Origin of the sequence: Enterococcus sp. AZ035, from assembly GCF_050548325.1 — a bacterium.
Lineage (GTDB): Bacteria > Bacillota > Bacilli > Lactobacillales > Enterococcaceae > Enterococcus > Enterococcus faecalis.
The window spans coordinates 2,719,100-2,735,089 of the sequence record NZ_CP172958.1; the positions used below are offsets into that span (position 1 = coordinate 2,719,100).

Annotated in this window: 11 protein-coding genes; all 11 read right to left on the reverse strand. The window is 40.6% G+C overall.

The features are described 5' to 3' along the window. Positions 1-153: 153 nt before the first annotated feature. Complete coding sequence (locus IGL32_RS12985; RefSeq protein ID WP_002368741.1) at positions 154-831, reverse strand: fructose-6-phosphate aldolase; 678 nt, start codon at positions 829-831, stop codon at positions 154-156. Positions 832-858: 27 nt separating this feature from the next. Then, on the reverse strand, positions 859-1,215 hold the full coding sequence (locus IGL32_RS12990; RefSeq protein ID WP_002355981.1) for a PTS glucitol/sorbitol transporter subunit IIA: 357 nt from the start codon (positions 1,213-1,215) through the stop codon (positions 859-861). Positions 1,216-1,238: 23 nt separating this feature from the next. After that, positions 1,239-2,234: a PTS glucitol/sorbitol transporter subunit IIB gene (gene srlE, locus IGL32_RS12995; RefSeq protein ID WP_002355982.1), complete on the reverse strand. Its 996-nt coding sequence runs from the start codon at positions 2,232-2,234 to the stop codon at positions 1,239-1,241. A 16-nt stretch (positions 2,235-2,250) separates the two neighbouring features. Continuing rightward, entirely contained in the window at positions 2,251-2,805 is a 555-nt protein-coding gene (gene srlA, locus IGL32_RS13000; RefSeq protein WP_002355983.1) for a PTS glucitol/sorbitol transporter subunit IIC, read from the reverse strand. Continuing rightward, the gene (locus IGL32_RS13005) at positions 2,805-3,290 is read right to left on the reverse strand and encodes a transcriptional regulator GutM (RefSeq protein ID WP_002355985.1); all 486 of its coding nucleotides are present in this window, start codon (positions 3,288-3,290) and stop codon (positions 2,805-2,807) included. Before IGL32_RS13005 ends, srlA begins: the two co-directional genes overlap by 1 nt. Continuing rightward, entirely contained in the window at positions 3,287-5,149 is a 1,863-nt protein-coding gene (locus tag IGL32_RS13010) for a BglG family transcription antiterminator (RefSeq protein ID WP_002364610.1), read from the reverse strand. The genes IGL32_RS13005 and IGL32_RS13010 overlap by 4 nt, the downstream gene beginning before the upstream one ends. A gap of 15 nt (positions 5,150-5,164) precedes the next feature. Continuing rightward, complete coding sequence (locus IGL32_RS13015; protein ID WP_002379285.1) at positions 5,165-5,965, reverse strand: SDR family oxidoreductase; 801 nt, start codon at positions 5,963-5,965, stop codon at positions 5,165-5,167. Positions 5,966-6,136: 171 nt separating this feature from the next. Next, positions 6,137-8,035: a tRNA uridine-5-carboxymethylaminomethyl(34) synthesis enzyme MnmG gene (gene mnmG, locus IGL32_RS13020; protein ID WP_002355988.1), complete on the reverse strand. Its 1,899-nt coding sequence runs from the start codon at positions 8,033-8,035 to the stop codon at positions 6,137-6,139. A 19-nt stretch (positions 8,036-8,054) separates the two neighbouring features. After that, entirely contained in the window at positions 8,055-9,452 is a 1,398-nt protein-coding gene (gene mnmE, locus IGL32_RS13025; protein WP_002379284.1) for a tRNA uridine-5-carboxymethylaminomethyl(34) synthesis GTPase MnmE, read from the reverse strand. Positions 9,453-9,684: 232 nt separating this feature from the next. Continuing rightward, positions 9,685-14,379: an Ig-like domain-containing protein gene (locus tag IGL32_RS13030; RefSeq protein ID WP_025192487.1), complete on the reverse strand. Its 4,695-nt coding sequence runs from the start codon at positions 14,377-14,379 to the stop codon at positions 9,685-9,687. 740 nt (positions 14,380-15,119) lie between these two features. Continuing rightward, a complete protein-coding gene (gene citG / locus IGL32_RS13035) occupies positions 15,120-15,989 on the reverse strand; it encodes a triphosphoribosyl-dephospho-CoA synthase CitG (RefSeq protein ID WP_002379282.1) in 870 nt (289 codons plus the stop codon). Position 15,990: the final 1 nt, after the last annotated feature.

The window sequence follows — 15,990 nt, forward strand, 5'->3', positions numbered from 1 at the left end:
AAAAATACCCAAAAGATAACCCTTTTTTTTAAGAAATTCTTTGACAAATAAAGAAAATTGTCTAATTTTTAAGCAAGTGAATAATCGTAGATGTTTCATGTGAAACAAAAAAAGAACGAGAAGAAAAATGGCCGCTTTTTCTTCTCGTTCTTTTTATTCTAATTCGTTTACCGTTTCTACTCCAAAAACAGCAACCCAATCTTCCTGAAAATCAGTTACTGCTTTTTGAATGGCGGGCATTGCCAAGCCTTGTGTCACGAGTTCTGGTGCGATAGTGACCGCTTGCGCCCCCATTTGACAGGCTTGATTAATTTGTGCCACGTTTTTAAAACTAGCAGCTAAGATCTTACTCTTTGCGTTCGTCCGTTTAATTTCTGCAGCTAAATGCTCAATAACCTTTTGAGAATCAATTGTTAAATTCTCCATCCTATTATAATAAGGCGCTAAATAATCTGCACCTGCCGCAATCGCTAGATAACCTTGAAATTCTGTATAAATAGCGGTTGCTGTTATCCGATAATTTGCCTGCTTTAGTTGTTTGATGGCTGCCAAGCCTGCTTCATTGACTGGGATTTTAATGAATGTTTCTTGGCCTAATTGTTGTACAATGGTTTGGGCATCTTCTAGCATCTCTTCTGTCGTTTGACCGACCACTTGGACGTGCAAACTCGCTTGTCCAATCGTTTTTTTGATTTCTTTCATCTGCGCAAAGAAGTCAATTTTTCCTGCTTGTTTAACAATACTGGGATTAGACGTCACGCCTGCCAGTGGTAAAATTTTCTGATACTTTCGAATAGCCTCAAGATTAATTGTATCTAGCATAAATTCCATCTTTTACGTTCCTCCCTTAAACGATAATTATAGAATAGTGATTGTTGTACCAACAGTTATTTCAGGAATAGCTTTTTCTTCAACATATAATGTACCTGGTAATTCAGGTGTTGTTGCGCCATCAAATTTAATAGTAATGTGACCCAATGTGTCTAAATTAGTTAATACTACCTCGCCTACAGCGGTAATCTGGTAAGTTTGTTCATCAATCACTAACGTTTGCTTGTCCGTAATCGCTTCTGTGACTGGCTGAACCTCAATGTTATAACAATAATCTGCTAAAGCATCTGGTGCATCTTTTCCAAATAAGATGACCATTTTTTCTTCTTTAAATAATTCGGCTTCTGGTCCAATAGACTGAACCTTTGTTGTAAATACTGACATTTCCCATCCTCCAAAAAAATTTTTTAACTATACAATCCAAAACTTGCTAACCAAGCAACTAGTACTCGAGGGGCACCATTTAAGAAACGAGAATATAAAACAGAAGGGACCCCGACTTCAACGGTTTCAGCTTCAGCTTCTTCCAAGCCTAAGCCCACGGGAATAAAGTCGCACGCGTTTTGTGTATTAATAGCAAACAATGCTGGTAAGGCTAGTTGTGGCGGAATGTTGCCTTTCCCAATTTCCACACCAATTAACGTACCAATTACTTGGCTGATTACTGCTCCAGGACCTAATAAAGGAGAAAGAAACGGCAGAGAACAAATAAAACCAATAATTGTTAACCCCACAATGTTTCCTGCCAATGGCGCCATGATATTGGCAAAAAATTCACCAATTCCTGAACCTTGAATCACACCAATTAATAAAGAAACAAATGCCATAAACGGAATCACTGTGTTGATCATCGTTTGTACGCCTTCACGGGCTGATTGGTTGAATGTCGCTACAACTTTTCCTGCACCCATACCAATTTTCGCAACAAAACTTTGTTGTTCCGCTTTTTGTTCAGTAATTTTTTTACTTGTATCATATTTAAATTCTGTTTTTTTCGAGGTGGGCTTTTCTGTATCAGCAGCAGCTTCTTCTGATGTCAATGTAATCTGTTTCGGGCCTACAGCGGAAACATAAATTGTCTCATTAATGTATTGTGCTAAGGGACCACTTTTGCCAGTTGGAACAACGTTAATAGTAGGAATTCCTTTTTTAGGATAAATTCCGCAACGAAGAGTGCCTCCACAATCAATAATGGCTAATGCGATTTCATCATCTGGAATCGATGTCTTAAAACCATTGACCGCTTCCATTCCTGTCAATTCTACGATTTTATCAACGATTGCGGGTTTCTCGCCGCCACCTGTAATGTAAATAAATTTATGTTTTTCTTCTGTCGGTGTAATCACTAAGGGCCCACCATAACCGCCATTTCCTTTAACTACCTTAATACTATTGTACGTCATCTCACCTTGCTCCTTTCTAATCCACAGCAATCTCTACTGTTTTACTAAGGGTAATTCCTTGTTGTTTGCAAACATAGGCGGTAGTGAAATCGGTAACCCAACCGCCAATAAAATTCATTAATATCCCTACAAACATATAGCGAATCGCTAGGTCCATCGAATTTAGTCCTAACGTATCAATCCCTTGCGCAATCCCTAACCAAACGAACAATTCACCAGGATTAATATGAGGGAAAACCCCATTACTGGTATGACAAAATTGCGCTTGTGCAGCATAATAGCTAGGTTTATAGTATTCTGGTAAAAATCGTGCCATCGTAAAGGACATTGGATTGCCTAACATAAAAGCGGATAAAAAAGGCAGCACTAAATACCGCGTAACAGGATTTTTGGCAGAAAGTTTGGCTACTTTGGTTACTCTTTCTTCTCCTAGAAAAGCAATTAAAGTATTCATAGCTACCATTAACATCAAAACAACAGGTACGATGCCTGTCATCCAAGAAATAAATGTTTCTGCTCCTGTTTGGAAAAGGTGCATAAATCCTTCCGCAAATTTTGTAATATAAGACATTACTCGACACTTCCTTTCAATTTTGTTTGTACTTTATTTTTCCATAATTGCCATTGAATTTTGGCTCCATTAAGCGGCGTTAATGGTTGTGTTTCTTGATAATTGCCAAGCTCAACACGTAAGTAAATTTCTCGTGCATTTTCCATCGCTTGTTGGGTTAATTTATTTTCCTTTTGTACGAGTGGATGGTAATGATCCATATAATGAATATCCTCGTTCACGTACTGAGGTAAGGGATGAAATTTAGCTAGAACGGTGACACCTTGCATCTTTCTAGCGGCTAAGATTTTCCCTTGCGAATCCACAGCAAACAAGATAATCGTGCCTGCTTTTAACTTCCCTGCACGTCGACCAATCGCGACTTTCCCTAATTGTCGCAATTCTTGGTAGTTTTGATTAAAGTGTTTAATCTGTTTCATTCCCATAGCTATCTGAACGAAGTAAGCTGTTAAAAAAAGCGCCCCGAATACGTAGATAAAACTCATATGATAATCCCCTTCCTTTGCATCCACTCTTTAACCGCTAAAACATCTCGTTGCTTCCGTAACTCATTACGTAAACGTTCGTCTCCTGCGATTGTAAACAAGCGGTCATATAGTTGTAGTAACTCTGCTTCAACAGTGGCCGTCAGCTCTTCTGGAATACCCAACAGCAAAATAACATCAACTTTACCTTCTGGTGTAACCAGTGATTCTTCAAAAACCCCAATCGATAAAATAATCGTTGGTAAGGCTTGATTAATTGTATGGGGAAAGGCAATCCCCGATTCAAAAATAGTTGTTTGTTGATCTTCTCTAGTAAAAATTCGTTCGATAAATTGGGGATCTACTAATTTTTCTGCTTCTAAATCAGCAACCATTTTCTGGATATTCGCTCGGTAACCTTGAGTATTCTCTAATAATTGATAGGTCATATGAATATTTTGAGATTCCACGGAACGAATTTCTTTTGCTCTCTGCCACTCATTTCTGAGCCAAGTATCGTTAAATAAATTAGTTAAATGGATCATCGGTGTTTGTGGTCGAATATTTTTTAAGGGAATGGTTGTAAAAATAGCAAAATATTGATTCAATTCTCTTCTCTCTGCCTCTTCTTCAGAAAAATGGGCAATCTGGACGTCTGGACCCAAAACTTTTTCCAATTGCCGCTGAATGATCAAGGCCGTTCCATGACCTGTACTGCAGATTACAGCGATTTCTTTTTTGGCTCCCGCTTCATAGTTCCCTCTCAATGCTAGTTCAAAATACAAAGCGAGATACCCAAATTCAACCGTCGGCACACAACGATTTAACAAACGGCCCAATTCTTGCAAGCCAATCTTGGCTAATTCATAGGCCAAAGGATATTGTCGTTCAATTTCTCCGTAAAATAAATCGTGACACTCCACATGAAAAACGAGTCGATTCATCACGTTTCTTAAATGATCTTTCATTTCTGAAAACAAGAAGTCCTCATCAAATTCAACAACAACTGAATGATGAATTTTTTTCATCATTTTTTGAAAATAGTCAGCTAAGAGTCCTTCATCAGCCAATAAAGAATTACGAATATGGTTTGTGTTGATGTTAAAAGGAAAGCTGATAAAGGAACGTTCCCATTGGCTTAACGTTACATTATAGGTTATTTCCAAGTGATACATCAGTTCTTCAATCTGCTCGTTATGACGAACATAATCAACATATTCTGGTGGTAGTTCCGTAATGAGTTTTCCAGCTAAAACACGCTGCAAAACAATTGAAACCACTCTTCGTAAAAGAAAACTATCTTGTTTCGCTAGTCTTGTTTCTTTGATTATTTTTTGTATCATTTGTTTGGTAGTTTCATGAAGAAACTGTTCTTCAAAATATTCTTGGACGTAATTCACATGAAGTAAGCGTAAATCAAACTCTTTTCCTTCTAAATGAATGCCACGGTTTGGCGTGCCTACAACCGCAACCTGCCAAGGAGCAATCAGCTCTTTCATGCGCTTAATGTCTTTATTAACTGTGCCGCGACTAACGGCGAGTTCTTCGGATAAATCATAAGTTGAAATAAATTGATCTTCTTCTATTAATCGTTTGATAATGTAGGAAACACGCTTGCTTGAAGAATTAAAATCAGATTCCCTTTTTAGCCGTCCAGACAAAACCTCTTCAAAACCTTCAAAGTTATTGATTTCTAACTGAAAGAGATTTTCCTTCTGAATAATTTGGGCGATACCGATTAATTCATCATTCAATGTATCAATGTTTTTACGAACTGTTTGAGGACTTGCGGCTAATTTCTCTTGCAATTCCTGTAAGCTCATTCCTTTGTGATCAACTAGTAATTTTATTACTTGGTACCATCTATTTACTAGCGTCATTTAGTTTTCCCACCTCTATCCTCTTGTTTTACCTCCAGCTACGTTTGTGGTGATGCCTGTAATATAGCTTGAACGGTCTGATAAATAATAGCATACTAAGTCAGCGACTTCATGGAGTTTTCCGCTACGACCTAATGGAATCGTACTTGTTTTTGAATAACCTGCTCGCAATTGCTCAACAGAAATATTTCGTGTATAAGCCAATGCTTCTTCGTATGCTAAAGTGCGCAAGCCCGTTTCTTCCATAATACCTGGCGCAATCCCCACGACACGGACGTTTGATTTTCCTAACTCTTTAGCCCATGAACGTGTATAACTGCTGACCGCTGCTTTCGTTGCAGCGTAAGCACTTTGCCCTTCGGAGCCTTCTAATCCAGCTTCTGAAGACATATTAATAATGACACCTGCTTGTTTTTGTACAAGAATCCGGCCCACTGCTTGGCTCATTAGGTAGAGCCCTTTTTGATTGATGGCTACAATTTTGTCGAATACCTCATCCGATAATTCATAAGGCCCATGAGGATGATTTTTATCCACCAATAGACGTGGAATATTGATGCCGGCATTGTTTACTAGGCCATCTACGGTTCCAAATTTTTCAACCACTTGAGCGACACCTGCTTCTACTTCTGCTCGAGAAGTTACATCGACTTTCACAAAGAGTAAATGCTCATGTTGCGTTTCTGATGCTGAAATATCAAAATTAGCGACATAGACCTCTTGTGCTAACAAGCTTTCAACAATGCTGTGACCAATACCAGATGAGCCTCCTGTAACAATCACTACTTTTCCTTTAATTCCTAACCAATCTGTCATTTGTTCCACTCCTATCATTTGTTTGCGCTTTCAGTATAGGTCAGTTTGTGAAATTATTTAAGACAGTCTTTTTTTGTAGTTTAGAAAAAAGAGTAGACTAATTCAAAACAAAAAAGCAGTTGCTTCTTCACAATCAATCATCCGTGAAGAAGCAACTGCTTCAAATTTTTATTATCCTTGCACTTTCGCGATTTTTCCTTGTTCGATGTAGACCATCAAAATGCTAATGTCAGCGGGGTTCACACCGCTGATACGGCTTGCTTGGGCAATCGTTTCTGGTTGGATTTTTTGTAGTTTTTGTTTTGCTTCTGTCGCCAAGCCGTTAATCGCTTGGTAATCAATGTTTTCTGGAATGCGTTTTGCTTCCATGCGTTTTAGTTTCTCAACTTTTTCCATGGCTTTTTTAATGTAGCCTTCGTACTTGATTTGAATTTCTACTTGTTCAATTACTTTCGGATCGAGCGCCTCTTCAGGTGCGGGAATAAATTGAGCGACTTCTTGATAACTGATTTCTGGGCGTTTCAGAAAATCTCTAGCTAAAATACCATCTTTTAAGCCAGCAGCGCCTTTAGTTTCCAAAAATGCTTGCACTTCTTTGGTTGGTTTAATCCGATGTTTGCCTAAGCGGGCAATTTCCGCTTCAACAGCCGCTTTTTTGACTAGATAGGCGGCATATTGTTCTTCTTTGACTAAGCCAATTTCATGACCCATTTCTGTTAAACGTAAGTCCGCATTGTCATGTCGTAAAATCAAACGATACTCCGCACGTGACGTTAATAAGCGATAAGGTTCGTTAGTGCCTTTTGTAACTAAATCGTCAATCATGACGCCAATATAGCCATCACTACGTTTTAAAACAAGAGGCTCTTTGCCTTGAATTTTCAATGCAGCATTAATTCCTGCCATCAAGCCTTGACCCGCAGCTTCTTCGTAGCCACTAGTTCCGTTCGTTTGACCTGCTGTATAAAGATTTTCAATGACCTTTGTTTCTAATGTTGGGCGTAATTGGTGAGGGACTACCACATCGTATTCAATGGCGTAACCTGTACGCATCATTTCTACTTTTTCTAATCCTTCAATAGAATGAAGCATTTCTGTTTGGACATCTTCTGGTAAAGAAGTAGATAAGCCTTGGACGTAAACTTCTTCGGTATTCAACCCTTCTGGTTCCAAGAACAATTGGTGTCTTGGTTTGTCTGCAAAACGAACAATTTTGTCCTCGATGGATGGACAATACCGAGCGCCCACACCTTCCACAATCCCAGTAAACATTGGGGCGCGGTGTAGATTTTTTTGAATAATTTCATGCGTTGTTTCATTCGTATAAGTTAACCAACAAGGCTCTTGGTTTTGATTGTAGGCACTATCTGGCGTGCTGTAACTAAAGTGGTTGGGTTCTTTATCGCCTGGTTGTTCCTCTGTCACAGAATAATCAATCGTACTTGATTTTACTCGTGGCGGCGTTCCTGTTTTAAAGCGATCGATTTCTAAACCTAATTCTTTTAAATGATTGGCTAAACCAACGGAAGGTTGCGAATTGTTTGGTCCTGATGAATATTTTAATTCACCAATAATAATTTCGCCACGCAAGGCAGTACCGGCAGTAATCACCACTGCTTGACTACGGTATGCGGCACCTGTTGAAGTTACAACACCACGACAAACGCCATCTTCCACGATTAATTCTTCAACAATCCCTTGACGAAGGGTTAAATTTTCTTCTTTTTCAATGGTATGTTTCATTTCTGTCGCATAGGCATGTTTGTCAGCTTGCGCGCGCAACGCACGCACTGCTGGACCTTTACCAGTATTTAGCATCCGCATTTGGATGTAGGTTTTATCAATGTTTTTACCCATTTCGCCGCCTAATGCATCGATTTCTCGGACAACGACTCCTTTGGCAGGTCCACCAACAGAAGGGTTACATGGCATAAAAGCAACCATATCTAAATTAATCGTTAAAAGTAACGTTTTAACGCCCATTCGTGCGGCTGCTAAGGCTGCTTCAGAGCCAGCATGTCCAGCACCGACGACAATAACATCATATGATTCTGCTTGATATTGATTCATAAAAAATTCCTCTCTTGTCTTATTTTCCTAAACAAAATTGACTAAATAACTGTGTAATTAATTCATCTTGGACACTATCGCCGACGATTTCCCCTAAATAATCCCAACAACGGGTCATATCAATTTGAACTAAATCGACTGGCATACCTGCTTCGATGCCGTTAATCACTTCTTGTAACGAAAGCGCTGCTTGATCCAGCAAAGCAATATGACGTGTATTAGAAATATAGGTAGCATCTTTTTCGCCTGTTTGGCCGCCAAAGAAAAGATCAGCAATTTTCGCTTCTAACTGGTCTAAGCCTGTGTTTGACAACACCGAAACGGATAAAATTTCTTCTGCAGGGACTAATTCTTGTAATTCGTTAGGATCCAGTTTTGTCGGTAAGTCCATTTTATTTAAAAGAATAACGCGTTTTAAGCCTTTCGTTGCTTCCAACAGTTGACGATCTTCCTCTGTCAATTCTTCGCTTTGATTTAAGACTAACAAAATTAAATCCGAATCTGCTAACGCTTTGCGGCTACGTTCGACACCAATTCGTTCCACAATGTCTTCTGTTTCGCGAATCCCCGCTGTATCAATTAATTTTAAAGGAACGCCGCGAACGTTAACGTATTCTTCAATGACATCACGTGTCGTTCCAGCAATATCTGTAACGATAGCTTTTTCTTCTCGTAACAGATGGTTTAACAAACTGGATTTCCCGACATTTGGTCGGCCAATAATTGCTGTACTTAGGCCTTCTCGCAAAATTTTTCCTTGTTTAGCGGTCGTTAATAATTGTTGAATCTGCGCTTTCACAAATTCGGCTTTTTCTAAAAGTAATTTCGTGGTTAATTCTTCGACATCATCATACTCTGGATAATCGATATTAACTTCTACTTGTGCTAAAGTATTTAAAATTTCTTGTCTTAATGAACGAATTAACGTCGACAAGTTACCATCCAATTGGTTCAATGCAACATTCATCGCTTTATCCGTTTTGGCACGGATTAAGTCCATCACTGCTTCTGCTTGTGAAAGATCCATTCGGCCATTTAGAAAAGCACGTTTTGTAAATTCCCCAGGTTCGGCCATTCGTGCGCCTTCACGTAACAGTAATTGCAATAATTGGTTCACCACGACAATGCCGCCATGACAGTTAATTTCTACCACGTCTTCTCGTGTAAATGTTTTCGGTGCCCGCATCACAGAAAGCATGACTTCATCAATCAATTGATCGTTTTGCGGATCAACAATATGACCATAATGAATCGTGTGCGTGGGGACTTTAGCTAAATCTTTAGTGCCTGACCGATAAACTTTGTTTGCAATAGCAACTGCTTGCTCGCCACTTAAACGAACAATACTAATCGCACCTTCACCTGGCGGCGTAGAAATCGCCGCAATTGTATCAAATTCCATTGTAGCTGATTGCATAATTAGCTTCCTTTCTTCATAACAACAAAAAAAGCGCCCACTCCTCCTGCATTAAAAAATTCAGGTTGGATTTAGCACTTTCACTGCTTGTTCCTTCGATTTTCTGAAAATAGAATAGCACATTTTATTCTATTTGGCAATTTTTCTTCATTAAATGGAACGAGAAAACGTATCATTGAGTGGGGAATTCTCAACAATACGTTTTCTCATCTATAGGAATTAAAGGAGAGAGCTAGTTTTTACGTTTGCGTTTGATGATTCCCATGCTCGCAAGGAGTGCGACAAAGGCGCCAAACAAACTTGTTGTCACGGCTGAAGACTCTTTTTCACCTGTGCTAGGTAAGTAGCCTGTTTTCCCGTGATTTCCAGTGCCATAACTGATGGTACTTAGTTTAGGGTGGTAGCCACTACCATTTGTACCGAGGCCATTGCCTAGTGAACCTAAGCCAGAACCTGTTGTGCCTAAACCAGAACCTCCATTTGGATTTGAACCTGTGTTTGAACCATTCCCATTATTCCCGCCAGTTGCGCCATTGTTTCCTGTATTGCCGCCTGTATTGCCGTTATTTCCGCCAGTGTTACCATTGCCTCCTCCAGGATTCGTTGGGTCGGCTGGCGTCATGAAGGTTGTAGCCGTACTGTAATGTCCTGCGCCATCGGTAGCTGTCGCAAGTAAACTTTGTTGAGCAGTCGCTTGTCCCGCTGTTAATTGGATAGCGAAGTTGCCTTCAGCATCGGTGGCACCTACAGCAATCACACTTCTTAATAGTCGGTTACTAATTTGAATGATTCGGTTTGGTTCAGCTGTTCCTTTGATGAGGTAGCCGGCTTTAGACGTTCCTAAAACTGAAGAAACAGTTGGTGCCGCAATTTTAATCTCTGGTTCTCCCGTAATATCGGCTGGCGTCATAAATGTGGTTTTAGGACTCACATTTCCTTGTGTATCTGTGGTTAGTGCGGTTAACGTTTCTTTTTCTGTTGCTAACCCTGCTGCAATATGAACGGAGAAGGTACCTCCAGTAGTTGTATTGCCACTTGCCAATAATTGTTCACTGCTATTGTAAAATTGAACCGTGACATTTGGATCAGCAGTTCCAGTGACTGTATAGCCATTGGCTTTGTTTCCTTCAACCTTCGTAATAGTTGGCGCCGCTAAAACAACATCCGCTGGAATAACGGCTGTAGCTGGTTGACTTTCATTACCTGCGCCATCTTTGCTAATAATCGTAATCGTTTCTCCTGGTGTCACTACGCCAGCTGGTAGAGTCACCGTATATTGGCCGGTTTCGTTAGCAGTTGTAGCAGCAATGATGGTTCCGTCTGCGTCACGGACATCAATAGTGGTTTTTGGCTCCGCCGTTCCAGTGATTTCGTAACCTTTACTAGAATTTCCGGTAATAGAATCAATGGTTGGTGTGGCTAAGTCGACTGGTGTAGTTGCTGTAGCTGGCTGACTTTCTTTTCCTGTTGCATTTTTCGCTACGACAGTTATTGTTTCGTTAGCTGAGGCCTTCCCTGGCTCTAAAGTCACTGTGTATTTGCCATCAGTTCCAGTAGTTGCCATGCCAAGGACTGTGCCATCGGCGTCACGCACCTCAACTGTTGTACCAACTTCTGCTGCTCCTACTACTTGATAGCCGTTTGTCGTGCTACCAGTGATTTTGTCAACAGTAGGTGTCGCGACTGGTGCATCTGGATCAGCAGGTGTTTTGAAAGCAGTCGGATTACTTTCTTTCCCAGCAGCATCTTTCGCAATGGCAGTTAAGGCTTCGTTAGCTGTTGCTGTGCCCGTCGGAAGAGTGATTGTAAATGCGCCAGCACCATCAGTCGTTCCCGTAGCAATAACTAAACCTGCTTCATTGTGAATCTCAATGGTGACATTTGGCTCTGCCGTGCCGGTTACTTGATACCCAGTGGCAGTTGTTCCTGTAACAGTCGTCACAGTTGGTGCTGCTACGGTTGCATCTTCAGGGACCGTCACTTCCGTTGGTTGACTTTCATTGCCGTCACCGTCTTTTCCAACAACTGTTAATGTATCACCAGGATTAGCGGCTCCCGCTGGAAGGTCCACAGTAAAGTTTCCTTGATCATCCGTTGTCGTTGTACCAATAATTGTTCCATCTGGGTTCCGTACTTCAATGGTGGTATTAGGGTCCGCCGTCCCAGTGATTTCATAACCAGTTGTTGAATCTCCAGTAATGTCACCAATTGTTGGTGTGGTAACATCAGCGGGTGTCATAGCTGTAGTTGGTTGACTCTCAAGTCCAGTATCATTTTTAGCAACTACATTCACTGTTTGTTTAGCTGTTGCTTTTCCTGAAGCTAACGTCACAGTATATTGGCCAGTCGGTCCAGTTGTTGCGGTGCCTAAAACTGTTCCGTCTGTTGCACGAACTTCAATGGTGGTGCCAAGTTCAGCGGTACCTGTCACTTGATATCCTTGTGTTGTATTCCCAGTAACTTTGTCGACACTTGGCGGTGCCACTACTTCATCTGCTGGTGTTTGGAAGGTTGTCGGTGTACTTGTATTGCCAGCAGGATCTTTGGCTAACGCTGTCAATGTTTCATTCGCATTTGCCGTCCCAGCTGGAAGGTTCACAGCAAAGGAACCAGTCCCATCGGCAGTCCCTGTTGCAATCACGTTCCCATCTGCATCACGAATTTCGATGGTAGCATTCGGATCAGCGGTGCCTGTCACCTGATAACCAGCAACTGAATTACCTGTTACTCCTGTTACAGTTGGTGCTGTAACCGTGGCATCAGCAGGAACAAGGACTTCAGTCGGTTGACTTTCATTTCCCGCGTTATCCTTTCCAATCACTGTTAACGTATCCCCAGGATTGGTCGTTCCCGTTGGTAGCGTTACAGTAAAATCACCATTCGCATCAGAGGTACCTGTACCAATGACTGCCCCAGATGGATCACGAACTTCGATTGTTGTGTTAGGGTCTGCTGTTCCTGTAATTTCATAACCCGAACCAGAGTTGCCTGTGATGTTATCAACTGTTGGTGCAGTGACATCAGCTGGTGTTGTCGCCGTTGCTGGTTGACTTTCCGTGCCACTAGCGTTTTTCGCTACAACGCTCAGCGTTTGATTTGCTGTTGCTGTTCCTGAATCTAAAGTCACTGTATATTTTCCGTCAGTTCCAGTTGTTGCAGTACCAAGGACCGTGCCAGCTGCATCGCGAACCTCAATGGTGGTGCCAACTTCAGCAGTCCCTTTGACCTCATAGCCTTTTGTTGTACTACCTGTTACAGTCTCAACAATTGGCGTCGCCACGGGCGTATTAGGATCCGCTGGCGTTTGGAACGTTGTTGGCGTACTTTCTGTACCGCTGGCGTTTTTCGCTACGGCGGTTAACGTTTCATTCGCACCTGCTTCACCTGCGGGAATGGTAACTGTAAATGCCCCTGTCCCATCAGCAGTACCTGTACCTATCACGGCACCTCCTGCATTTCGGATCTCAACCGTGGCATTGGCATCGGCAGTTCCTTTAACTTCGTAACCTGCTGTTGAATTACCTGTCACTCCTGTGATTGTTGGTGCGGTTACGGTTGCTTCATCCGCTGGTGTTTGGAACGTTGTTGGCGTACTTTCTGTGCCGCTGGCGTTTTTCGCTACGGCGGTTAACGTTTCATTGGCACCTGCTTCACCTGCGGGAACGGTAACTGTAAACGCTCCTGTCCCATCAGCGGTACCTGTGCCTATTACGGTGCCTCCTGCATTTCGGATTTCAACCGTGGCATTGGCATCGGCAGTTCCTTTAACTTCGTAACCTGCTGTTGAATTACCTGTTACTCCTGTGATTGTTGGTGCGGTTACTTCACTAGTAGTGCCTGCAGCAAAATAAATGTTGGATACACCGTCTGCTGTTGCTAATAAATTAACGTCTAAAAGATCTGTTTGAACGACTGTTCCTACAAAACGAGCATCTAAATTATTGGATAAATTTTGAGGTGTTGAAACGGTAGTTGGTAAAGTAACCGTGGTTGTGCCTAGTAAAGAAGCATCCACTAACTCATTTACGCCTGAACCACCAACCGCTAATAAAGGCAAAGCACCTGAAACAGCCACGTTTACCGTGCCTTTGACAGGAAGCAAGGCTGCATTTATAGCTGCGGCGACAAGATTACTTGGGATACTGGTACCTTTTGCCTCCAAAGCTTGAACTGCCGCATTCAAATCTTGTAAGATGTTTGAAACATTTTGGGCTAAAACTAACCCTAAACCATCACTAATCGGTGCACTAATGTATGAGCCGTCAGCTGCTAACGTTTCCGGAGCTGTAAATGAAGCAGCACCTAAGTTTTCAATGTTATTAACTAATTCCAATTGACGATTCACTTCCGTCAAATCAATATCAACACCAGTTAAATTCCCTAACGCCCCACTGGTAATTTGAGTAATCACATTGGTTAAATCATTGGCTGCATTCAAAACGGCAGTCAAAAAAGTAACTTTTGAAAGATCAATCGTGACATTGGTATTGATTGCTGCGCTGCCTGCTGCAGCTACATTTCCTCTTAACTCAGGAGGAACCACTAACACCGCTTGTTTTTGTCCACTAAACACAGCGGAAGCATCTGCTAAAGCGCCACCAGAAACCGTGAAATTAACTGGTTGATTTTGGTTTGCGGCTGTCCAACGATTACTCGTTGAAGTGCCACTGTCATTATTTGACGTAACATTTGATAATAGTTCGATATCCAAGACCGCTGCTGATGCACTGATTGTGCCAGAGGTAACAGCTATACTTACAGGGATTGCTAATGACGTAAATAATAAACCACTTGATATTGCTAAATTAAGCATCTTGCGTTTTGTCCATTTTTTATGCTGACTTTTCCGATTAAAATCCTCAACAATTTTCTTTTTCATCTGATCGTCCCTCTTTTCTTTAAAATAAACGATAAATACCAAGATCATTAGCTTCCCCTAGTTGTTCATCTCCCCCTTTAGCGATTTAAATGGATTTAACACCTGCAGTTTAGTACATTTCTTCAGCTTTTCAAAATATAATGCTGTGAATTTTTATATAAAAATTCATTTGATAACAAGCATCCTGGATATGTTAAAAAACTCACTAATTCATTAGTGAGTTATTATACAATGAGAGGAAAATGAGGAAGTTTATACGTTCCTCCCCAATCATTAAAGATAAATAAATTATTTTATTATAACTTATCGTTTGATAAATCGATAATTAAATAACGGAAAATTTTTTTATTTTTTTGAGAAATTCCACTATTATTTTTTCTACTACTTTGACTGTTTTTATCAATTTTATAGACATAAGTTATAAAAACTTTACATCAAAAAAATGACTCTAATCTATAACAATTTTTTCTGTTTTTAAGATTTTTTTATGAAATTTTTTATATTAAAAAAATTTCATAAAAAAAGGCGACAGCCGTTTTTGAACGAATGCCGCCTTTTAGATAAACAAAAACCTGATTCTAAAAGAATCAGGTTTAGGAAAAGCAAATCAAGATTCGCTTCAACTGTTTATCATCGTATTTGTATACTCTGATAAGAATGATTTCGTAATAAAATATACTGTGTTTCGTGGTATTTGTCAATCGCTTTCTTGAATTCTCTTGAGACCTTTCCATAGGCATATAAGGTCAAAATAACTGACCAAATCAGCGTTGTAACTATCTTTTTAATTAAGGCGTCAGCCAATTTAATTTCATTAGTTTATCTAAAAACACCACCAAAATTAAAGCATCTGCACTGCCACCAATACTCCAATTTTTTTCTTTGAATAAGTGATTCAATCTTTCTAAGCAAAGGGTTCCCCGTAACGTTTGTGTCCCCCCTAAAGCAAAATATTCCTGGATTAACGGTTGATATACTTCAAAAATTTGGACATTTTGACTTCGTTTAATCAAATTCGTATCCTCAACATAGAGCGATAAATAAAGGAGCGTATCAATGAGTTTTTGTTGTTGTGTGCCTTGATGTTTTTGATAATAAGGCACTCCCTGTTCAAAGACAGCGGGATAACCTTGTTGCGCCTCACCACGGATTCCAGTCAAGCCATGCTGAACAAATAGTCGTTCACCCCAAGTTAGTTTTTCTAGCTCATTCGTAGCGAGGTTTTCAAAGTCAGCCAATAAGTCTTGCGTCATTGTTTGAAGCGTTTGTTGAAACAATTGTAAGGTGCAAGGGGTCTCCCAAATCATTAGACGACCACAGACAGCTAAAAAAATACCTAGAGAAAAAATTGCTCCTTTATGTGTATTGATACCTTCTGTTGCCTCAAACATCGCTCGTTCTGCTTCTAAACCAACTTGTCGAATCGTGCGAAATGTTGCCTCAATCGGCAAATGACGTAGCTCTGTCCCAGCTTGAACGAAGGTTTCAAAATAAGGAGTCAAAACCACACTACTTTCTAAAAAAGTGAAAACATCCATATCTTGATGGGCGCCTGCATCGACTGGATCCACCAAGCCTGGTTTATTTAAACAGGTCACTTCATAGAGTAGTGCCAATTGTGCTTGCTGCGCTAATTTACTCCTTGCTTGCTTTGTCATT